This window comes from Streptomyces sp. NPDC058525 (assembly GCF_042719495.1).
Lineage (GTDB): Bacteria > Actinomycetota > Actinomycetes > Streptomycetales > Streptomycetaceae > Streptomyces.
The window spans coordinates 83621-105555 of the sequence record NZ_JBHXNP010000017.1 but is presented as its reverse complement, the minus strand read 5'-3'; the positions used below and the strand labels follow the sequence as shown (position 1 = coordinate 105555).

Sequence of the window (21935 nt, the reverse complement as noted above, 5' to 3'; positions counted from 1 at the left end):
TCCCCTGGGGGGTGGGGGGGGGGGGGGGGGGGGCCCCCCCCCCCCCCCCCGGCGCCCCCCCCCCCCCCCCCCGCGGGGGCCCCCCCCGGGGGGGGCCCCCCCCCGGGGGGGGCGCCCCGCCCCTTCGTCGTGCGAGCGTGCCCGCAGGGCTACCGGCGGGCCTGCAGCAGATCCTCCAGCTGCTCCTCCCGGGCCTGCGCGGCCACGAACAGGAGCTCGTCGCCCGGCTCCAGCGTCTCCTCCGCGTGCGGAGTGAGCACCCGGTTGCCCCGGATGATCGTGACCAGCGAGGTGTCCTCGGGCCAGGTGATGTCGCTGATCTGGGTGCCCGCGACCGAGGAGTCGGAGGGCAGGGTCAGCTCGACCAGGTTGGCGTCGCCGTGGCTGAAGCGCAGCAGCCGCACCAGGTCGCCGACGCTGACGGCCTCCTCGACCAGGGCCGACATCAGGCGCGGCGTGGACACCGCGACGTCGACGCCCCAGGACTCGTTGAAGAGCCACTCGTTCTTCGGATTGTTGACGCGGGCCACCACGCGCGGGACCCCGTACTCGGTCTTGGCGAGCAGCGAGACGACGAGGTTGACCTTGTCGTCGCCGGTCGCCGCGATGACCACGTTGCAGCGCTGCAGCGCCGCCTCGTCCAGCGAGGTGATCTCGCAGGCGTCGGCCAGCAGCCACTCGGCCTGCGGCACCCGCTCCACGGAGATGGCGGTGGGGGCCTTGTCGACGAGGAGCACCTCGTGCCCGTTCTCCAGCAGCTCGCCCGCGATGGAACGTCCCACCGCGCCTGCCCCGGCGATCGCGACTCTCATGCGTGTGCCTCCTCGGGCCCGTCGGCGAAGGCCGCCTCGACCTTTTCGATCTCGTCGGTGCGCATCATCACGTGGACGAGGTCGCCCTCCTGGAGGACGGTCGCCGACGTGGGCAGCATCGCTTCGCCCAGGCGGGTGAGGAAGGCGACGCGGACGCCGGTCTCCTCCTGGAGCTTGCTGACCTTGTGCCCGATCCAGGCGTCCGACGCGTGCACCTCGGCGAGCTGCACACCGCCGCTCGGGTCGCGCCACAGCGGCTCGGAGCCCGAGGGCAGCAGCCGGCGCAGCATCTGGTCGGCGGTCCACCGGACGGTGGCCACGGTGGGGATGCCGAGGCGCTGGTAGACCTCGGCGCGCTTGGGGTCGTAGATACGGGCGGCGACGTTCTCGACTCCGAACATCTCCCGGGCCACGCGGGCCGCGATGATGTTGGAATTGTCACCACTGCTGACGGCGGCGAACGCGCCGGCGTCCTCGATCCCGGCCTCCCGCAGGGTGTCCTGGTCGAAGCCGACCCCGGTGACGCGCCGGCCGCCGAATCCGGCCCCCAGCCGACGGAATGCGGTGGGGTCCTGGTCGACGACGGCGACCGTATGCCCCTGCTGTTCCAGGGTCTGGGCGAGGGCGGAACCGACTCTTCCGCAACCCATGATGACGATGTGCACGGCCGTCCTTCCGGCTGTCAGCGGCTCGCTGGTGTCCAGCCTCATTGCATGCTCTGGTTTAACAGGGTCTCAGACCATGGCCCAAGCTACACACGGGCGGTCACCGGTGGGACCTCTTCGGCGCCGTCGCGCGGTCGTATAGGCGGCGTATGGATGGCATATACGCTCCATTTAGGCGGCGCAATGGCGTAGGGCGGGGTGCGGGTTCGTCAGTCCGATTTCGAACGCTTACGATCCTCTGCGTGTCCAAACTGACCGACGTGCCCAAACGGATCCTGATCGGCCGGGCGCTACGCAGCGACCGCCTCGGGGAAACCCTCCTTCCCAAGCGGATCGCCCTCCCCGTCTTCGCCTCCGACCCGCTCTCCTCCGTGGCATATGCCCCGGGCGAGGTCCTGCTGGTCCTGTCGATCGCGGGCGTGTCGGCGTACCACTTCAGCCCGTGGATCGCGCTCGCGGTCGTCGTGCTGATGTTCACCGTGGTCGCCTCCTACCGGCAGAACGTCCACGCCTATCCGAGCGGCGGCGGCGACTACGAGGTCGCCAACACCAACCTCGGACCCAAGGCCGGCCTCACGGTGGCGAGCGCCCTGCTCGTCGACTACGTCCTGACCGTCGCGGTCTCGATCTCCTCCGGAGTCGAGAATCTCGGCTCCGCCGTCGATTTCGTCATCGAGCACAAGGTGCTCTCGGCGATCATCATGATTCTGCTGCTCACGCTGATGAATCTGCGCGGAGTGAAGGAGTCCGGGAAACTCTTCGCCATCCCGACCTACGTGTTCGTCGGCGCCGTCTTCGTCATGATCGCCTGGGGCGCGTGGCGGGGCATCGTCGTCGGCGACACCATGAAGGCCCCCACCGCCGACCTGGAGATCAAGCCCGAACACCAGGGCCTGGCCGGCTTCGCCCTGGTCTTCCTGCTGCTGCGCGCCTTCTCCTCCGGCTGCGCCGCGCTCACCGGCGTCGAGGCCATCAGCAACGGCGTCCCCGCCTTCCGCAAGCCCAAGAGCAAGAACGCGGCCACCACCCTGCTGCTCATGGGCGGCCTGGCCGTCACCATGTTCTGCGGGATCATCGGCCTGGCCATGGCCACGAACGTGCGGATGGCCGAGAAGCCCTCCGTCGACCTGCTGAAGGACGGCGTCCCCGTCGGCGACGGATACGTCCAGAACCCGGTGATCTCCCAGGTGGCCGAAGCCGTCTTCGGCAGCGGCAGCTTCCTCTTCATCGTGCTCGCCGCGGCCACCGCGCTGGTCCTGTTCCTGGCCGCCAACACCGCCTACAACGGCTTCCCGCTGCTCGGCTCGATCCTCGCCCAGGACCGCTACCTGCCGCGCCAGCTGCACACCCGCGGCGACCGGCTCGCCTTCTCGAACGGCATCGTGCTCCTCGCGGGCGCCGCCATGCTGCTCGTGTGGGTCTACGACGCGGACTCGACCAAGCTGATCCAGCTCTACATCGTCGGCGTCTTCGTCTCCTTCACGCTGAGCCAGATCGGCATGGTCCGGCACTGGAACCGCCACCTGAAGGACGAGCGCGACCCGGCCGCCCGCCGCCGCATGCACCGCTCCCGGGCGATCAACACCTTCGGCGCCTTCTTCACCGGCATGGTGCTGGTCGTCGTCCTCGCCACCAAGTTCACCCACGGTGCCTGGGTGGCCCTGCTCGGCATGCTGATCTTCTACGGCACGATGTCCGCGATCCGGAAGCACTACGACCGCGTCTCCGCCGAGATCGCCGCCGCCGAAGGCCCCAGCGACGACAGCGTGCGGCCCTCCCGGGTCCACTCGATCGTCTTGGTCTCCAAGGTCCACAAGCCCACGCTGCGCGCCCTGGCCTTCGCCAAGCTGACCCGCTCCGACACCCTCGAAGCACTCAGCATCAGCGTCGACCCGGCCGAGACCAAGGCCCTGCGCGAGGAGTGGGACCGGCGCGGGATCAACGTCCCGCTCAAGATCCTCGACTCCCCGTACCGCGAGATCACCCGCCCGGTCGTCGAGTACGTGAAGGGCCTGCGCAGCGAGAACCCGCGCGACGCGGTCAGCGTGTACATCCCGGAGTACGTCGTCGGGCGCTGGTACGAGCACCTGCTGCACAACCAGAGCGCGCTGCGGCTCAAGGGCCGGCTGCTCTTCACCCCCGGTGTCATGGTCACCTCGGTGCCCTACCAGCTGGAGTCCTCGGAGCTCGCCAAGAAGCGGGCCAGGAAGCGCCAGGACTGGAACGCCCCGGGCGCCGTGCGCCGCGGCCCCGTCGACACCCCGCGGCCCCCGAAGGACCCCGCGTCGAAGGTCTGACGGGCCGGGCGCGGGGCCCGGTGCCGGGTTGGTGAACGGCCGGACGAGATCCACGTAAACTGGTGGGTCGGTCGTCCGGCCGTTCCCCTTTGATCCACTTTCTTGGAGTCTCCCCACCATGACGAGCGCCGAGCAGAACGAGAAGCAGTCACTGGTCGGGGAGGAGTACGAGGTCGAGGTAGGCCCCGTCGCGCACGGCGGGCACTGCATCGCCCGGACCGAGGACGGCCGCGTCCTGTTCGTACGCCACACGCTGCCCGGCGAGAAGGTCGTCGCACGCGTCACCGAGGGCGAGACCGACTCCCGCTTCCTGCGCGCCGACGCGATCACCGTCCTCGACGCCTCCAAGGACCGCGTCGAGGCCCCCTGCCCGTACGCCGGCCCCGGCAAGTGCGGCGGCTGCGACTGGCAGCACGCCAAGCCCGGCGCCCAGCGCCGGCTCAAGGGCGAGGTCGTCGCCGAACAGCTGAAGCGGCTCGCCGGGCTCACCCCGGAGGAAGCCGGCTGGGACGGCACGGTCATGCCCGCCGAGGGCGACAAGCTGCCGGCCGGTCAGGTGCCGCAGTGGCGCACCCGCGTCCAGTACGCCATCGACGAGGACGGCCAGGCCGGCCTGCGCAAGCACCGCTCGCACTCCGTACAGCTGATCGACCACTGCATGATCGCGGCGCCGGGCGTCAGCGAGCTGGGCATCGAGCAGCAGGACTGGCCGCAGATGGCTTCGGTCGAGGCCATCGCCGCCTCCGGCTCCAACGACCGCCAGGTCGTCCTCACCCCGCGCCCCGGCGGCCGCCTGCCCCTGGTCGAGCTCGACAAGCCGGTCTCGGTGCTCCGCGTGGAGGAGAAGGACGGCGGCGTCCACCGCGTCCACGGCCGCCCCTTCGTCCGCGAACGCGCCGACGGCCGCACCTACCGGGTCGGCATGGGCGGCTTCTGGCAGGTCCACCCGCAGGCCGCGGACACCCTGATCAAGGCCGTCATGCAGGGCCTGATGCCGCGCAAGGGCGAGATGGCCCTTGACCTCTACTGCGGAGTCGGCATCTTCGCGGGCGCCCTCGCCGAACGCCTCGGCGACACGGGCGCGGTGCTCGGCATCGAGTCGACGAAGCGCGCGGTCGAGGACGCCCGCCACAACCTGGCCGACTTCCCCCGGGTCCGCGTCGAACAGGGCAAGGTCGAGCAGATCCTCCCGAAGACCGGCATCACCGAATGCGACCTGGTCGTCCTGGACCCCCCGCGCGCCGGCGCCGGCAAGCAGACGGTCCGCCACATCGCGGGCCTCTCCGCCCGCCGCATCGCGTACGTGGCCTGCGACCCGGCAGCCCTGGCCCGCGACCTCGGCTACTTCAGGGAACACGGCTACAAGCCCCGCACCCTCCGCGTCTTCGACCTCTTCCCGATGACGCACCACATGGAGTGCGTGGCGATCCTGGAGCCGGTGGCGAAGGCCTCCTGAACTGCGCTTTTGTTGTGACGGTCGTCCGCTTCACCTGTTTCCACCCGTCCAACAGGTGAAGCGCGAGGTTGGATGGCCATACGCGCCTGAGCTGCGGATTCATGGGGGTCTGACGGCGGCGGTGCGAGCCGTGTCCGCACAACTCTCAGGTTCTTGACGCTCGCGTGGCGCTCGTTCTGGAGGCCCATCACATTGGGCGGGTGCGGTTCGCCGTGGCGGTGTGGCTCTGCTGATAAGGCTCCGTGGCTGACGGGATCCGGCGTCAATCAGGGGGATCGGCGCCAGCCGGGTCGATGTGATGGGGTCCAGTTGCAGTCCGTACGGATCGCGAGACGCTGTCTGCCCATGACGAGGTGCTCGGGCAGCGCGTCTTCTTGTCCTCGCGGCTGAGGGAAGCATCGCCCACTGGAGGCTGCGAGACTTGAAGTCAACCCCACCTCACAGCCGCGGTCCGACGTGCGGTCTGGGCACACTTTGATCACATGCTCCCGCAGGCCAAGGCGGCAACACTAGGATGCGGTCGGGGGATTGATGCCTCGGCGCGTATGGCATCCGGAACGGCAGCATGTTCTGAAGCTCCTCCGACAACAGACTTTCTCCACAGTCCGCCAGGAGCGCAACGTGCCTTACACGGCCGAGATCAGCCGCAGCAATCCGACCAGCATCATCTTCCTCGTCGACCAGTCGACCTCCATGTGCGACCCGATCGGTGGCGAAGACCCCAAGCAGAAGGCTGATGTCGTTGCCGACGCCATCAACCGGCTCCTCACCGAGCTCTCGGTGAAGTGTGCAAAGGAAGAAGGCGTACGCGACTACTTCCACGTCGCTGTCATCGGCTACGGGGCCACCGTCGGCTCGGCCTTCGCGGGGGCGCTCACAGGCCGGGACGTCGTTCCGCTCAGCGAGGTGGCGGACAACCCGGCCCGCGTCGACGAACGCAGCAAGAAGGTGCCGGATGGTGCCGGTGGTCTGGTCGAGACGACAGTCAACTTCCCGCTATGGATGGACCCGGTCGCCCACGGTGGGACGCCGATGAACCGGGCTCTCCAGTACGCCGAGAGCCTCGTCGCCGGCTGGACCGAGCGCTACCCGGCCAGCTTCCCGCCGATCGTCATCAACCTGACGGATGGGGAGTCGACCGACGGCGACCCCACTGCAGCCGCCGATGCCATTACGTCGCACGCCACAGCCGACGGCGCGGCCCTGCTGTTCAACCTGCACGTCTCCGCCGCGGGCGGAACACCCACCGCCTTCCCGGACACAGCCGATGGGCTCCCCGACAGCTACGCCCGTACCCTCTTCGCCATGTCCAGCCCTCTGCCCAGCCACATGCGTTCGTACGCCGCCTCGCAGGGCCAGAGGGTCAGCGAGACCACCCGCGGCTTCGTCTACAACGCGGACATCACCACCGTCGTCCAGTTCCTCGACATCGGCACCCGCGCCACCGAACTGCGGTGACCATCCCACCCTCCTGCGTGTACGTCACGCACCTCGTAGCCCCCAAGTACGGCAGCACGGAGACGGAATGTGAGGACGCCGTCACCGTGCTCCCCGGCTGCTCGCACGACCACATGCTGCGGGAGCCGCTCACCGTGGGCGTGAGTGACGGTGCGACGGAGAGCGCCCTGGCCAAGGACTGGGCCCGGTTGCTGTCCCGGACCGCAGCCGAACAGGCCATGGAGCGGCCCGACCTGCTGGCCGGTGGCGCCGCCTTTGAGGAGTTCGCCGCGTCGGCCGTGGCTCAGTGGGATCCGTGGCTCGCGGAGTACACGCACGCCCGCGTCGCGGAGGGGCGCCCGCTCAAGTGGTACGAGCACACCAAGCTCGCCGAAGGCGCCTACGCAACCCTGCTGACCGCGCGTGTCGACCCCGACCCCGGTCCGGAGACCGGAGCGTCCGAACAGGCGTGGCGGTGGCAGGCCGCCGCCCTGGGGGACAGCTGTCTGTTCCACCTGCGCGACGACAGGCTGGTTCGGGCGTTCCCCGTGGTGACCGCCGAGGAGTTCGGTACGGTGCCGGATCTCTTCGGCAGCCGTAACCACGATGCGGCACTGCTGGGCCGCCGTACTCGGTTCACCGAAGGCCGCTGCCTGGCCGGCGACCGGTTGTTCCTGATGACCGACGCATTGGCGGCGTGGTTCCTTTCGTCCCATGACCAGGACAGCGCTGTAGACCAGTTGCTGGAGTTCTCCGGGCCCGAGGACCTGGGCGGATTTACGCGCTGGCTGGATGGTCTCAGAGAGCGCCAGCAGCTGCGCAACGACGATGTGGCAGTCGTACGGATCGATTTCGAGGGGCGGTGAACGTGGGTTCGCCCACCGGTGCGCAGAGGCAGTTCCCCAGCGGCGCTGCCTACGCGGAGGCGTTGCAGCACACGCAGCTGTGCTTCCAACACCCCGAGCTCAAGGGCGCACGGCCGGAGCTGACCAAGCTCGGTCTGCCCCGTGCCATCTCCGGAGCCTTCGCGAGCGTCTTCTCCCTGACCTCCGCCACCTCGGGGCAGCGTTACGCGGTCAAATGCTTCACCCGTCATGTCCCTGACCAGGAGCGCCGATACCAGGCAATAAGCTCCCGACTCGCCAAACTGGACTCGGCCGAGCTCTCTCAGCCGTGGAAACTCGGCTTCGAGTACCTACCGGACGCGATCCGGGTGGGGAAGGATCTCTACCCCGTCCTCAAGATGGAGTGGATCGAAGCCGTCACCCTGTCCTCCTGGCTCGACGACAACCACGCCGACCCGTTCGCCGTCGATCGTCTGGCCGACCGGTTCGAGGCTCTGACCCGAGACCTTTCGGCACATGAGATCGCCCACGGTGACCTCCAGCACGGCAACTTGCTTGTCGCAAGCGATGACACCTTCCGTCTGGTCGACTATGACGGCATGTACGTACCGGCGCTGGCCGGGCTGGGTGGCACCGAGAGGGGACACCGCAACTACCAGTCGCCCATGCGAGGGAACGACGACTTCGGAGCGGCGCTGGACCGGTTCTCTGCCTGGGTCATCTTCCTGTCGCTCAAGGCGATCGCTGCCGACCCCGCACTGTGGAGCCGGTTGCACGAGCCGAGCGGCGAGTTCCTGCTGCTCACAGAGGGCGACTTCAAGAATCCGGCCGGCTCCACAGGGCTGCACACGTTGCTCACCCACCCGGACAGGACGGTGAGCGGCCTTGCGGACCAGATGAGGTCCTTGGCTTCTCAGCCGCTGGATCTGCTTCCCCCGCTTGCCCAGGCCGTCCCGAAACAGCGGACCTCCGCCACTATGGCGACCTCGGCGTCCTACGTTCCCGCCGCTGCTCCAAGTCAGGGTGGGCTGCCCAGCTGGATGCCGGGGCACCTTCCTTCGACGCCCGCGCAGACACCGGACGCGCCCGCCACCAATTCACCAGGCGGCTTCCACGCCCGAACGCCGCTGGATGTCGTCGCGGCGGTGCTGTGGCCTCTTGCGGTCGTTGCGGCGATCCTGATGGTCGTTGCCGGGGTCCCCAAGGCAGTGTTCGGTCCCGGAATACCCCTCGTCTTCGCCGTCGTAACCACTGCGTTCACCCGGAGCCGCCGCGCCGAGCGGGGACAGTCGCGGGCTGCTCTGGCTACCTTGACAAACCAGCTGGCCCAGGTCGAGGAGCCGGTGAAGGCAGCCGCGAAGCTGCGCAAGGACCGGGCGAAGTTCGATGCGGCGGAGGCCGACCGGAATGCCGCTTACCCGCGGGCCCAGGACAAACTCACGGCTCAGTACCACGCCGCGCTCAAGGAGGCTGAGACACGCAAGGTACGCAAGCAGCGCGACATGGACAAGAAGCTCGACGGACTCTCGGAGGACCTTCGCAAGGCCTTGGCCAAGGCACTCGCCGACAAGCAGTCCGCCTACATCCGGGATCAGCTCGGCCGACGGCTGATCGCTCAGTCACCGCCGCACGGCATCGGGCCGACACTCGCTGCTCGTCTCGCCGCGCACGGCGTCCGGACGGCAGCCGATTTCACGGGCTACCGGTCCGTGCAGAACAGCCCCTACAACAGCACCGGAGCTGTGCTGGTGCTGCCCGGTGGCCGCGTGATCAGCGTTTATGGCATCGGCGAGGCCAAAGCCATCGCCCTGGACGTCTGGCGCAAGGCCGTGGTCGCCTCCGCCACCGTTCGGCAGCCGACCGCCATCAGCCCGGGGGAGCGACAGTCGATCGAGCAGGGCATCGTCCTCCGCCGGGCCCAGCTCACCGACCAGCGCAAGGCTGTGGAGACCGAGGCCGACGCCTCGCGAGCACAGGCGCGGAAGCGGCTGGAGGAGGGCCAGGAACGACTCGCTCGGGAGAACACCGCCGCAGGGGACCGGGCTCGGCAACAGCGCCAGGAGTTCAGTCGGCGCACGGTCGCGCTCCAGCAGAACGATGCACTCCACGCGACGCTGACCGCCGCGCTGGAGACTGCCCGGATCCAGCAGCGAAGGCTGTCGTACGCACGCTACGTGCGCTTCCTCTATGTAGGTTGCTGAGCCCGGGCCTTGCCGAGAGCAGAGAGGGAGGGCCGGATGGGCCTGCGGGCCGTCACCACTGACCTGACGAGAACCGCACGGACTCGGCCAGTGCTTCCCGTGCTCCCTCGAAATCGGCGAGCCTCGCGGCCAGTGTGGCCGTTGCCAACCGGGTGGGCAGCGCCGCGGCGAACTTCAAGCCGTGCACGGCCCGCTGGTCGACGTCGGGCAGAACGAGAGCCGAAGCGGAGCGCGCGCTGTTCCTCGCGGCCTGCCACGTGCCCGCGGTCAGGTCCTCCCTCAGACGCAGGTAGCAGTCGGTCGGTCGCTGGAGGGGGTCGGCAACCGTGGACAGGGTTGCGCCGAGGGTGGCGTTGGTCCGGTAGCCGGCCCAGGTCCACCAGCGGACATCCGCTCCCCGCCGCGTGATGAGGGTCCCACCGGGATGGACGGCGTGGGGGGCTTCCTCGTCTCGCCACTCCTGAAGCCCCGCGGCTGCCCTACGGGTCAGGGACACGGGCGGGTCGGCGCCGAGCAGTACGTCACGCATGGCACGGGCGAGCGCGTACGAGAGGCCGGTGGGCGTGCCGCTCGACCACCTGGCGATGCCTCCGCCCTCCACGGGTTGGACGAACACACGCTTGCGTCCCCAGTCGATGTAGGTCACCTGCCAGCTGCGCCCAGCCAGGAGCAGTCGACGGGGTCCCGGTCGTTCTTCGGTGAGTACGGAGGGGTCGGCCTGGCCGATCTCGGTTCGGCCGGACAGCACGGTGAACTGTGGGGGGGCAGTGAACGAGGCGGTCAGTTCGATGAAATGACGTCGTCCGAAGCGGCGTTCCGCCTCGGGACCGATGAACAGGAGGCCTCCGTCCGAGTCGAGGAACCCCTCGCTGACCAGGTGGCGCATGACGGGTGCTGCCGAACGGTCGAACGGTGCCATTCCGTTCCACTCGTCCATCCACAGATGATCTCCCAGCTTGTGCTTCTGGAGGGCCAGGGCGAGCAGCTGCTGGGCCACGAGGTGACGGGGCTCGGGTGGTGGGATCACGGGCTCCACCCAGCCGTGGCCCCATAGCAGCAACAAGCCGGCGGCCTGCAGCAGGGAGTCTTTGCGAGTGGTGAGGAACAGGCAGTTGCGGATGGAACCCGTCCTGCGTCCGGTCCGCCCGATGCGCTGCAGGAACGAGGCGACCGTGGTGGGGGAGTCGATCTGGATCACGCGGTCCAGATCGCCCACGTCGATGCCCAGTTCGAGAGTGGAAGTGGAGACGATCACGCAGTCGCGTGCCTCGGCGAACGCCTCCTCCGACCGCGCCCGTTCCGCAGTGGAGAGAGAGGCGTGCGACAGGAACACGGAGACGTCGCGGGCCCGTAGCGTGGCGCCCAGCTCCTCCACCTGGCGCCTCGAATCACAGAAAACCAGTCGCTTTTCACCACGGTGCAGAGCAGCGATGATCTTGGCTGCGTTGTCGAGGGAGCCGACGTAGTCCAGTTCCACGTCCCCGGGAGGTGGGGAAGGCGCGCCGCCCTCGCCCAGAGCCGTAGTGATGCCCGGGGCCACGACGTGCCCGGGCCGTCGGCCGGCTCCTGCTCCCTGGAGCCAGGTCAGCAACTCTTCGGGGTTGCCTACGGTCGCCGACAGTCCGATCCGCTGGATCTGGCGGCCCACCACCCGCTCCAGGCGTTCCAGCACAGCCAGCAGGTGCCAGCCCCGGTCGTCCCCGGCGAAAGCGTGCACCTCGTCCACGACGACCGCCCGTACCCCGCCGAGCAGGTGGGCATGGTCGGTCTTCACGCCAATGAGCATGGCCTCGAGTGATTCGGGCGTGGTGAGGAGGATGTCCGGCCGACCGGTGCGGATGCGGTTCCGCTGTGACTCCTTGGTGTCCCCATGCCATAGTGCGGCGCTCCGTCCCAGCCACTGTGCGTAGCCGTCGATACGGGTCACCAGGTTGTTCAGGAGCGCCTTGAGCGGACAGAGGTAGAGGACCGACGTCCCCGACCAGCCCTGCTCCGACATGGCGGACAGAATCGGTAGGCAGGCCGCCTCGGTCTTACCGCCCGCGGTGGGTGCCAGCAGTACTGCGTCGTGCCCGTCCATTACGGGATCGATGGCGGCTCGCTGCAGTGGCCGCAGGTCGGGCCAGCCGAGCGTGTTGACCACATGGTGCAGGACGACGGGGTCCAACCGGTCCACAGGGTCGCGTGGGGGATCGGACCCTTCGACGGGTCCTGTCACGAGATGTCCAGGTCGATCTCGTCGGCAGAGACCGCGGAGGCCAGGTTCCGTTCCACCTCGGTCAGCTCACCGCTGGAGAGGGTCAGGCGGTAGTGCCGGCGTGGGTCGAAGTCATCGAACTGGTCGATTCGGTCCAGTACGTCGCCGACCAGCTTCTTCAAGTAGACGCGCGGTGCCACACCGACCTTGCCGCCGAGGGCTCCGCCCACCGCGCCGGCCAGGTCGGCGACGTACGCGTCGTCGGCCAGCGCCCTCACCCGGTCCGGGGCGGAGGCGCCGGCCGCGTACAGATCCCGGATGGTGATCCCGAGCGCCACCAGAGAGTCCTGGGTGAAGCCCGGCAGTCGCAGCTGCACCGCTCGCGGATTGTCGAAGCGTGGGTCCGTGGTGAAGTCGGTGGCGAGCCGCTGGGCGAGCGGGGCCAGCCGCTGGGCTCCCTGATGTCCCTCGTAGAAGGCCGGCGTACCCGTGATGATCAGGTACAGGCCGGGGAACCGCCCGGAATGCACCTCGTCGATGAGCTGACGCAGTGCGTTGAGGGCTTTGTCGCGTGCGTCCGATCGGACCCGCTGGAGCGTCTCCACCTCGTCGAGCACGAGGAACAGCCCGCGGTGCCCGGAGTCGCGCAGCACGGTGAGCAAGCCCTGGAGGAATCCGAGTGCGCCGAAATGGTCCAGGTCGCCACGGACGCCGGCCGACCGGCGGGCTGCGGCCGCCACATGGGGTTGGCCGCCGAGCCAGGCCAGGACCGCGGAGGCCGTCGCCTCGTCTCCCTGCGCGAGGGCTGCCCGGTAGCCGCGTAGTGCGGTGGCGAAGGACGGGGCGTGCCGGGACACTTCGGTGAGGCGGGCCGTCAGCAGCTTCTCGACCGCGTCGGCCAGTTCGTCCTCGCTCGCTCCATCGGCGAGGGCGTCTTCCTCCAGGGCGTAGAACCAGGCGTCGACCACCGGGCGCAGGGCGCTGGGCGGGAAGCTGGCCGTGGTCAGCCGCTCGGTGAGCCGTCGGTAGACCGTCTCCAGGCGGTGCAGCGGGGTCTCCGTCTCCGAGATCTGAATCTCGGCCACGGCGAACCCCCGCTGCTTGGCACGCTCGCCGAGCCACCGGGTGAAGAACGTCTTCCCGGAGCCGTACTCTCCGCGGACGGCCTTGAACACCGAGGCACCCGAGGCGACGGCGTCCAACTCGGCATCGAGCGCGGACTCGAACCGGCCCAGGCCCGTGGCCAGCAGGTCCAGCCCCGTTTCGGGTACGGCGCCACGGCGCAGCGCGTCGATGGCGGTACGACGACGGGCGGCGGAGACGGTGGAAGAGCGAGGGTCGGTCACCCCCGCATTCTCCCATCCGTGCCGGATCGTCCCTGCGGACGACCGCTGCTCAGCCTCGGAAGCTTCCGTAGCCGAGGTTCCTCGTGAGTGTGTTGACGAACTCCGCGCTCTTTGCGGTCTTGTCGGCTCCCCAGCCGTGTTCGTCCTGGAACGCGTCGAACTGCTCGCGCAGTGAGGTCCAGAGGGATTCCAGACGTACCGGAGTGGGGAACACCTCTTCCCGAGCCGCGTTGGTGAGGGCGTCCGGACGGGTGAACACACGTCCCACCAGGTCGACGGCCCCGAGCATGGCCAAGTGGAAGTGGAGGTTGGTGTATTGGGAGCGGGAGATAGGCTGAGGACGTGACTGGAGGAAGTCGTCCACCTGGCGCTGTGTCCTGGCCAGCCACAGGTAGACGGGGAGCCCGGTCTTCTCGGAGAAGACCCGCTGGTAGTCGGAGTCCGACTTGAGCAGGCTCGACGGCCGGGCGCGGGCGTAGTCGGGCCGGCCGAGGCCCATGGCCATGACGGACTGGGCGAGCAGGGGGATGCTGATGATCCGGTCGGCAGGTTTGCCCTGGTTGCGGTAGAAGTTCTTGCGCCGGTCGTAGAACCAGCCGTGCTCGTGGAAGTACGTCTCGATCTGCCGCTGGATGTCGTCCGTGGCCCGTAGAGAGGCGACGGGGACGGTGGTCTGGCGGTTGGTGGCACGGATGACGGCGTCGCGGGCGGCCTGGTCCGCGGTGACGAGGATGCGGACCTGCACCAGTCGGCCGAAGACGGGTTCGGCCGGGTCGGCCGCATGCTGCGCGGACAGCGTCTGGTGGAGGGTGTAGGAGGTCTGCAGCCCGTTGACGATCTGGACGTCTGAGAGGCTGAGCCGCTTGCCCACCGACGTGGCCTGGGAGCAGACGATGGTGATGCCGTTGTTCAGCCACCAGAACTCCGGTGCCCCGGGGTCCCGCAAGGACTGGGTGATTTCCCGGTTCACCTCGACGTCGCCCTGGTAGTCCCGCACGTTCCAGTCAAAGATGTGCGACTTGATCACGCCGTTTTCGTCGCTGAGGAACTCGATGTAGTCCCGGAGCGCCACCAGGGCGATGTGACTGGTGCCGTGCGTGATGCTCTCCTGGTACGGGAGTTCCAGGGTGTACGAGGGGCGGGTGCTGGCGCGCTTCCAGAGTTCCGCTGGGCCGAGGAACTCCACCTCGCCCTGCGAGATCGCGAAGGCCTTGTCGAAGCGGTCTTCCAGGATCTTCGCCTTCGCCTGCACCTTCGGGTGCACCTCGCCCGCTTCGCCCCGCGTGACGTACGAGAATTTGATCAGCACGGTCGGGTGGCGGGTGATGAGCCGGGTCAGCGTGTCCTTGAACAGCCGGAATCTGGCGATCAGGTCGGCGGAGTAGAGGAGCGTGAAGTCGGCGTCGTCTGCCTGGAGGTCGAGCAGGTTCTTGCAGGTGGCCTCGACCTTGTCCAGAGCCGTCTCTGAGAAGGCGGGGGAGGTCTTGGCCTGGACGAGCCACAGGGTCAACCGGGTGCCGGTGTCGATCTGCGCGGCGGCGGAGGGCTGCTGCAGGACGTCGCTGTCCTCGTGCAGCAGCCGCCCGCCCAGGAATACGTAGGCGCCGTCGATGCCGCCGTCGTCGGATCCACCGATGACCCCGGCTTCGACCTCTTCCTCGGAGAGGCCGAAGCCATGCAGCGCATGCTCGCAGGCGAACCGCTCGAAGGCCGCGTCGAAGGACATGGCAACGGAACGCGAGTTCCGCTTTTCTTCGATCATCTGGTTGATCAGCACGCGGTCGTTGGCGCTCATATGTCCTTGCTCTGTGGGTTCGACGGACAAACGGTCTGTCAGCCTAGATCGAACTGCATTTTCAGCAAGGCTGAATCCAGCCGAACTGTGCGGCCGTCCGTGAGGGTTTCCAGCACCTGCACCCCGTCGAAGTTGAGGAGCTGTCGGAGGATGGCGGCGAAGCCGTCAGCCCTGGTCACCGGGTAGTCGACCCGCTGGGCCAGAGCCGTCACCGGAAGGGTTCCGGCATCGAGCAGGGCGCGGACGGCACGGTCTAGTTTGTCCTTCGGCGGCTTTCGGGCGAGGAGCTCCAGCTGGCTCTGGAACGCTTCGGCTGCGAAGAGCGCCTCCACGAGTGCATCGTCGGGGGACACCAGGACCTGCTCGACGAGCGTCTCCGATTCCTCGCTTGCCGGGACGAGTGCCACGTCGAACAACGAATCGTGACTCTGCGCCAGTTCTGCCTGAGCCTTCGTCGGACGTTGCCGGGCGGGCCGTGTGGACGTGGGTACTGCTTCGACGGCGGGCATGGTCGATCGGGGGGATGCCCCGTCGCTCTCCCACCATGCCGGACTCCGGTTGCCGAGCTCCCGCCAGCCGGCGGGCGGTTCGGCGCCGAACGACAGGAAGGCGAGCACGGGGACCGCGAACTCGGCCAGGGAGGCGCCGCCGTGGTAGCCGGCCTTGCGCGCCGTGTACCGGGAGTCAGCGTCCCAGAGGGCGACGACGGAGCCGCCGGATTCGGGCGCGACCACGCGCGGGCCCGAGAGGACCACCTCGGTCGGTGCGGTCTCCCCGCCCGGTTCCCGATGGCGGGCGGACAGCGGCGACGCGGCCTCGGCCTTCACCCCGTGACGGTCGACCACATGCCCGTGGTCACTGGTCAGGATGACCGCCATGCCTTCGGTCGCGGCCACCCGGAGCAATTCCGGGAGCCCGGGGATGTGCGCGGTCTGCCAGGACCCGTCGCCGAGCTTCTGCTCCTTGGCCAGACGGTCGTCGATCGCGTTCAGGACGACCGCCACATGTGTCCGGCCGTCCGCCAGGGCCTCGGTCAGTTCCGGCCCGAAGGCGTGGCCGGCGCTGTCCGCGCGCAGGTCGTCCTTGTGGAAGACCGCGGCCGGTGCCCCTGCCCACTGCTTGAACAGTTCGGGGAACAGCTGCTTCTCGTCCTTCTGCGTGCCCTGGAGCAGCCGCCCCGCGAAGAGGGAGGTCCGGCACACCGCGGTGACGGTGGGCAGGACCGCCGCGACGGCGCGCCGACGCGGATCTCCTTCGTCGAGAGGATCGAACTCGGCCCAGGAGGAACGCAGTTCCTCGCCGAGTTCGGTCGCGATGGGGGCACTCATCCCGTCCAGCACCAGGAGCAGGACGCGGCGACCGGTGCCACTGCGGACGATCGGCTTCACCACGCGGTCGAGGAAGGTCTCCAGGGTCAGCATGGTGTTCGGCGGGGTGCCCGCGGCGGTCCAGGCGGCCAGCAGGCCGGCGAAGTGGCGGTCGATCTCCTTCCGCGCGGTGCGGACCCGCTCCGCGAGCCGGTCGTACGCCGCCCTCAGCTCCGGGTCGGGGTCGCCGCCTGCCTCGACGTGCTCGACCGCCCGGTCCACCCAGCCGGTCTCGGTGAGGTGCCGCTCTATGGCAGCCGCCACCGTGTCCGAGCCGGGAGCGGGCTCACAAGCCAGCCACCGGTGGAGCCGCAGTGCCATGCGCGTCCGCTCGATCCTGGCGAGGGTATGCGGGTCCTCGGCCCGCACATGGCCGTTCAGCGACGCGATCGCCCCGGCGACGGCCTGTGCGTCTCCCCGCGCCAAGGCCCGGCCGACCGCCGAGAAGGCCTCGTCGAGTCCGGCCTGAAGGACCGGGCTCCTGCGCGCGGCAGCCTCCGCTCCGAACTGGCGTACCAGAGCAGAGGCCCTGTCCAAGACCGTGTCGAGGGTACGCCGCGCTTCCCGGGCCTCCTCCGCTTGACGAGCGCCGACGCGGGAGCGCGCCGTCGCGGCAAGCCCGGAGACGTACTCCTCGGCAGCCCTTCCGAAGGCCACGGCCAGGATGTCGAACTGCTCCCCGACGGCAGGGGGCTGCTCCCCGAACCAGCGCTCCGCACGGCCGCGCGCCTGGTAGATGCCCGCGTCAGGGACCGCATGCCCCCACAGGGCGCCGCACACCAGACCGAAGGCCGCAGCGTCGGCGCCGTGGTCGGCCAGGACCAGTCCGAGCAGGGCCCGGCCGGGGAGCCCGGCCTGGTCTTCCTCGGCCAGGAACTCCACCAGCCCCGACCGCTCGGGACCGCGCAACTCCAGCAGCTGTTCCGGCCCGCTCGGCAGCAGCGACCAGCCCAGCAGTGTGTGCATGTCCAGTTCGTGGCTCGCGGCAGGTCCACCTCCACCCGGCGCGTCCGGCCCGTACCGGCCGAGCCGCAGCCGCCGCAGCGCCAGCGAAGACAGTGCGGAACGCCGCGACAGCATCCCGCCGGCCAGGGCGTGCCAGCCTCCGGGCGGTGTGGCATCCAGCAGGGCCTCGGCCGCCCAGTTGTCCGCCCGCAGCCGGCCGTCGACGTCCTGTGCGCCGAACGCGTCGCGTACCACGTCCCAGCTGTCCACCGTGTCGATGCGCCTCTTGTGGGTGCGTGCCAGGATCGCCGGGTCGAGCTCGTGCTGCTCGCGGTCGGTCAGCACGACCAGCACGGCGGGACCGGCCGCCTGCCCCGTGAGCTGGCCGAGGACCAACTCGTGCACGGCGAGCGGGGAGGGCGCGGCAACGATCCGCGTCGTCCGGCCCTCCCCCCAGGCAGGCTCGGCCGGACCGTCCCAGTGCGGTGCAGAGCGCAGCAGCACCACCCGTCGCCTGCCGTCGCCTTTGAGGGAGCCGGCGAGCGAGGTCTGGGAGGAGAGGTACTGCGTGATCGTCGCAAGGTTCAGCCGGACCGCGATGGAACCGGTGGTTGCCGTGCTCATCCTTCGACGACCCGCCACGTGATCTCGACGGTGGCACCCGGCTCGCGAGCGGCCAGCTCGGCCAGCTCGGACTGCAGGTCCGCCACTGCACGGGCCGCCGTGGTGCGCCGGGCACCTGAAGTGCCCGACCGCCCGACGATGCTGCTCCCCGAACCCGTCGAGGGATTGTCCACCGGGACGGGAGGGTGGCTGCTTCGAGTGTTCAGCGACACGTAGTCGGCACGAGGATCCCGCGCCACCGGCTGGGGTGCAGGGGCCGGGGCGGCGGCCGCCTGGTTCCGCTTGATCAGGGCGAGGACCTTGTCCGTGGTGCGAGTCAGTGCCGCTACCAGCTCGTCCGGGATCTGGGGTTCGGCCGCGACGTTGCGGAGGGAGTCCAGCAGTTCGTCCCCCTCGGGTCCCTGGCCGGAGGCGAGGTCGAGGGTGGTCCACGAGGCCGACACCAGGGCACGCGATACCGCAGTCGCCTGCTTCAGCGAGTTCCCGAGCCGCTCCCCGCTGACCGGTCCGAAGTCGAAGCCGGCCAGAGCCTCGACGGTCCGCTTCGCACCGGTGGCGCCGGGACCGGAGGTCCGGTCGAGGGCCTTGAGCAGGTCTACGGCCCGTCGCGCGACGGCAAGGCGTCCGGTATCGACGGTCTCGTCGAGCCGGAGGAAACCGGCGTGCTTCTGAAGTTGCTCCACCAGCTCGTCCTGCGGACCCTGGAAGGCGTGCACCTGGGCGGCGATCTCGCGGGCCAGCTGGTTGACCATCCGCCCGCGCCGCAGTGTCGGCGCCGGCTTCCCGAACACCGTCGCGAAGCGCTGGCGGGCCGCCTCCCAGTCCGCCTCCGAGGGAAGCGGCTGGCTGCGCAAGGCGTCCCGTTCCTTGATCTGGGCGAGTTCCGGAGCGGGATCGAGAGGAGTGCCTTCGCGGACCCAGACCCGGTCGTCCATCTCGGCGAACGCCGCGACCACCAGCCGGGTCAGGAAGTCGGGCAGACCGCGCGGCGCGGGCCTGTCCGTCCAGTCCGTGAGCGTGATCAGGCTGAGGTCGCCGGTCACACCCTGTTCGCGGGCCAGCCGGCGGAAGTGGTCAGCCCAGAACTGGGACAGCTCGAAGTACGCCTCCTTCTGCTGTCCGAGCCGGAGCGGGCCGACGAGCCGTCGCATCAGTGCCCGGTCCGCCGCCGGGACTTCGGTCCGCCCGTCCCGGGCCTCGGCCGCGCCGCGGACGTGGGTGAACACCTTCCGGGCGTCGGCCTGCTTGACCGCCGTCCCGGTGTTCTCCTGGTCGAGGTCGGGGTGGTCCGGGAACTGCGCGGCGAGGAGGCGGCCGGCGATGTGCCGGATGCCGTCGCGCAGCGACTGGCCGAAGGAGAGGGTCAGCCCCTCGACCTCGCGGAGCGAGGCGAGGTGGTCGTCGAAGCCGACCTCCACGTCGCCGGCCTTCTTGTCGGCCAGGCCGTACGCCTGCTTGAAGGCGGCCTTGACCTTCGTCAGCAGGGTTTCCCGCTGGGTCTCGAGCAGGCCCTTGGCCCGGGCACGGTTGTCGGCGTTCAGGTGCCCGGCGTACTGGCTGTCGAAGCGCTGGTCGTCTGCGAGCGCCTTGTCGATGACGACAAGCCGCCGGAAGTCGGCGTACCGCTGGTGCGAGAGGTGCGTGGGCAGCCAGGCCACGGTGCGCGAGGGTTCGCCCTGCTTCTCGCGGAGCCTGCGCATCCGGTCCCGGTCCTCGACAGGCCCGTACTCGGTCTCGTCGAAGGGGACGTCGATCACGATCCGCCAGAGGCCGTCCTGGCGGGGCATCAGGTCGTGGTCCGGCAGTTCGTCCTCGTCGGCCACGTTGCCGAAGACGACTTCGGCGGAGCGGTCCGTGCCCCGCCACACGAATGACATTTCGTCGATGAACTGGCCCTGGCTGACGATGCCCAGTTCCTGCGAGAGGATCCGCCGCGCCAGGGCGGTGCGGTTGCCGGGGTTGTCGTTGACGTTGGCATTGGCGATGACCGAGTCGACGTCAACGCCGGAAAGCTCCAGCCTGACGCCCCGGTTGGCCTCGCTGCCGGTCTCCACGATCTCCGGGAACCGGGCCGCCCACTCCGAGACCTTGTTCTGCAGGATGCCGTACTCACGGCCCGGGATGGGGGCGACCACCGAGCCGTAGTTGAGGGCGGACAGCCGCCGGATGGTGAGGTCCGCGAGGGCGGGAACGCTCGGCGCGAGCGCGGACAGCAGCAGGGTGCCGACGATCCGGTTGTCGCCGACGAACAGCTTGACCCGGGCGCGCAGGCCCTGGTCGGTGAGGCTTTCGGGCCGGTGCGTGTACTGCTCGACCTCCTCCTCGGTCACGTTGTGCGTGCCCAGGAGGTACGGGCGCAGTTTGGTCCGGTAGAGCTTGTCCGCGGCCTCGAAGACCACCTTGAGGCTGTCGGTGAACGGCTTGTCGCCGCCCGCCGTGATCAGCGGGTACAGGTCACCGACCGGGATCAGGTCGCCGAGCCGCAGCTCGTCCCGGTGGTCGGCGAGTAGCTGGCCCATCAGCTTCATGCCGGTCCGGTTGCGCTGGAGCGCGGAGGAGACGTGCACCAGTGTGTCCATGAACGCCGGCGAGAAGGGGTACGTCAGCCGGAAGCTCTCCTCGTCGGCCCCGACGCCGTCGGCGCCGCGGTCCGAGCCGAGCAGGGTGTCCCACACCTCTTGGCGGACCTTGCGGGTCTTCTCGAACTCGGCACGGATCAGCGCGGCGGCCTCGTCGTCCTTCGGCCGCAGCAGGCGCGCGTGGGCGACCTGGGGGAGGTTGCGGTCCTCCAGCGTGATCTTGTCGAACCGGCCGGAGGCCAGGTTCAGGGTGTCCTGGATGGAGGACTCGGCCGCGCCGGAGACCTCCTCGCCGACCAGCTCGCGCAGGTCGCGCTGGCGGGCGATGAAGGAGACCACCGGGATCGCGCGGCGGGCATCCCCGCCCTCGACGAAGTTGGTGATCTTGCTGGCTTCCTTGGCGACGAACTTCTGGTCGTGGATGAGCGTCGCCAGCCAGAGGATCAGCTCGTCCAGGAACAGGATCAGGCCGTCGTAGCCGAGGCCCTTGGCGTGCTCGGCGATGACGGAGAGGCCGGCATCGAGCGAGATGAACCCGTGCTCGTCCTCGGCGGCGTTCTTCGCGAAGCCTGGGAGGAGGTTGGTGCTCGCGTCCTGGACGAGGCGCGCGCGCAGCTCGGCCGGGGTGGCGGGGCTGACCAGGTTGAGCCGCTGGCCGGCCTCGTGGACCTCCTCGGCGGCCAGCGCGGTGTCCAGCAGCGCGGGCGTCCAGGCGAAGGACTCGCCCCACTCGTCATCCTCGTCCGCGCCGCCGGTCGCTTCGGTGGCCAGACCGGCGATGACCGCCGTGTCGCCCATCCGGCTGCGCATGGCGCGGATGTCGTCGAACAGCGCGTCCGTCCGGTACACCTGCGGGGTCGCGGCCTCCGGGTGCAGGCGCTTCACGTGGGTGACGTACCCGCCGAGGACGCGCTGCTCCAGGGCCTTCGCCCCGAGCATGTGGTACGGCACGAGCAGGAAGCGCTTGCCGTCCACCCCGAGCCACTCATGCCTGGTCAATACGGGGTCGAAGTCGCCCTTGGCGCGGGCGGCCGGGCTGCCGCTGAGCAGTGCGTGCAGTACGGCCATGAAGTGCGACTTACCGGAACCGAAGGAGCCGTGCAGATAGGCCGCCTTGGAGGTGTGCCCGTCCAGGGCGGCCTTGATCAGCCCGAGTGCCTCGTCGAAGTTCTCCAGCAGCCGCTCGGTGACCACGTAGTCCCTCAGAGCCCGCTCGGCACCCTCCGGGGAGGTGGCCTCCGAGAGCTGCAGGACGAAGTCCGAGGTCGAGATGGACTCCTTGATGTCGATCACATCGCGGAGGAGGGGCGGCTGCTGGGCCATGTACGGGCTCACTCTCCGGTAAATCGGTCGTCGCGCTGCTCACCCG

General features: G+C 69.4%; 12 protein-coding genes. 5 read left to right on the top strand and 7 right to left on the bottom strand.

What is annotated here, in order from left to right:
* Window positions 1-149 precede the first annotated feature (149 nt).
* Both ACFWP3_RS11785 and ACFWP3_RS11780 read right to left on the bottom strand, forming a co-directional pair.
* On the bottom strand, window positions 150-812 hold the full coding sequence (locus ACFWP3_RS11785) for a potassium channel family protein (protein WP_384219053.1): 663 nt from the start codon (window positions 810-812) through the stop codon (window positions 150-152).
* Window positions 809-1477: a potassium channel family protein gene (locus ACFWP3_RS11780; protein ID WP_384219063.1), complete on the bottom strand. Its 669-nt coding sequence runs from the start codon at window positions 1475-1477 to the stop codon at window positions 809-811. The genes ACFWP3_RS11785 and ACFWP3_RS11780 overlap by 4 nt, the downstream gene beginning before the upstream one ends.
* 242 nt (window positions 1478-1719) lie before the next feature.
* Here ACFWP3_RS11780 and ACFWP3_RS11775 point away from each other — a divergent pair, with 242 nt between their 5' ends.
* The 5 genes from ACFWP3_RS11775 (at window position 1720) to ACFWP3_RS11755 (ending at window position 9713) form a co-directional block, all read left to right on the top strand.
* On the top strand, window positions 1720-3774 hold the full coding sequence (locus tag ACFWP3_RS11775; protein WP_384219051.1) for an APC family permease: 2055 nt from the start codon (window positions 1720-1722) through the stop codon (window positions 3772-3774).
* A gap of 118 nt (window positions 3775-3892) precedes the next feature.
* Window positions 3893-5230, top strand: a complete 1338-nt coding sequence (locus tag ACFWP3_RS11770) for a class I SAM-dependent RNA methyltransferase (RefSeq protein WP_384219049.1) — start codon at window positions 3893-3895, stop codon at window positions 5228-5230.
* A gap of 621 nt (window positions 5231-5851) precedes the next feature.
* Window positions 5852-6688 carry a vWA domain-containing protein gene (locus ACFWP3_RS11765; protein ID WP_384219047.1) on the top strand — a complete coding sequence of 279 codons (837 nt, stop codon included), beginning with the start codon at window positions 5852-5854 and terminating at the stop codon, window positions 6686-6688.
* Window positions 6685-7533: a hypothetical protein gene (locus tag ACFWP3_RS11760; protein ID WP_384219044.1), complete on the top strand. Its 849-nt coding sequence runs from the start codon at window positions 6685-6687 to the stop codon at window positions 7531-7533. The genes ACFWP3_RS11765 and ACFWP3_RS11760 overlap by 4 nt, the downstream gene beginning before the upstream one ends.
* A gap of 2 nt (window positions 7534-7535) precedes the next feature.
* The gene (locus tag ACFWP3_RS11755; protein WP_384219043.1) at window positions 7536-9713 is read left to right on the top strand and encodes a hypothetical protein; all 2178 of its coding nucleotides are present in this window, start codon (window positions 7536-7538) and stop codon (window positions 9711-9713) included.
* A 52-nt stretch (window positions 9714-9765) separates the two neighbouring features.
* Here the strand turns inward: ACFWP3_RS11755 and ACFWP3_RS11750 are convergent, their stop codons facing one another.
* Genes ACFWP3_RS11750 through ACFWP3_RS11730 form a run of 5 tightly spaced genes read right to left on the bottom strand, consistent with a single transcriptional unit; the run spans window position 9766 to window position 21889 of the window.
* Window positions 9766-11880 (bottom strand): DEAD/DEAH box helicase, encoded by a 2115-nt coding sequence (locus ACFWP3_RS11750; RefSeq protein ID WP_384219041.1) that lies wholly within the window; start codon window positions 11878-11880, stop codon window positions 9766-9768.
* Window positions 11881-11927: 47 nt separating this feature from the next.
* On the bottom strand, window positions 11928-13256 hold the full coding sequence (gene brxD, locus ACFWP3_RS11745) for a BREX system ATP-binding protein BrxD (protein ID WP_384219038.1): 1329 nt from the start codon (window positions 13254-13256) through the stop codon (window positions 11928-11930).
* 49 nt (window positions 13257-13305) lie between these two features.
* Window positions 13306-15051 carry an AIPR family protein gene (locus tag ACFWP3_RS11740; RefSeq protein WP_384219036.1) on the bottom strand — a complete coding sequence of 582 codons (1746 nt, stop codon included), beginning with the start codon at window positions 15049-15051 and terminating at the stop codon, window positions 13306-13308.
* Between the two features lie 38 nt (window positions 15052-15089).
* Entirely contained in the window at window positions 15090-17987 is a 2898-nt protein-coding gene (gene pglZ, locus ACFWP3_RS11735; protein WP_384219033.1) for a BREX-2 system phosphatase PglZ, read from the bottom strand.
* Window positions 17984-21889 (bottom strand): phage resistance protein, encoded by a 3906-nt coding sequence (locus ACFWP3_RS11730; RefSeq protein WP_384219031.1) that lies wholly within the window; start codon window positions 21887-21889, stop codon window positions 17984-17986. Before ACFWP3_RS11730 ends, pglZ begins: the two co-directional genes overlap by 4 nt.
* Between the last annotated feature and the right edge of the window lie 46 nt (window positions 21890-21935).

Coding starts and splice junctions, on each gene's coding strand:
- ACFWP3_RS11785 (WP_384219053.1), bottom strand. CDS start 812: ATGAGAGTCGCGATCGCCGGGGCAGGCGCGGTGGGACGTTCCATCGCG.
- ACFWP3_RS11770 (WP_384219049.1), top strand. CDS start 3,893: ATGACGAGCGCCGAGCAGAACGAGAAGCAGTCACTGGTCGGGGAGGAG.
- ACFWP3_RS11740 (WP_384219036.1), bottom strand. CDS start 15,051: ATGAGCGCCAACGACCGCGTGCTGATCAACCAGATGATCGAAGAAAAG.
- pglZ (WP_384219033.1), bottom strand. CDS start 17,987: ATGAGCACGGCAACCACCGGTTCCATCGCGGTCCGGCTGAACCTTGCG.
- ACFWP3_RS11730 (WP_384219031.1), bottom strand. CDS start 21,889: ATGGCCCAGCAGCCGCCCCTCCTCCGCGATGTGATCGACATCAAGGAG.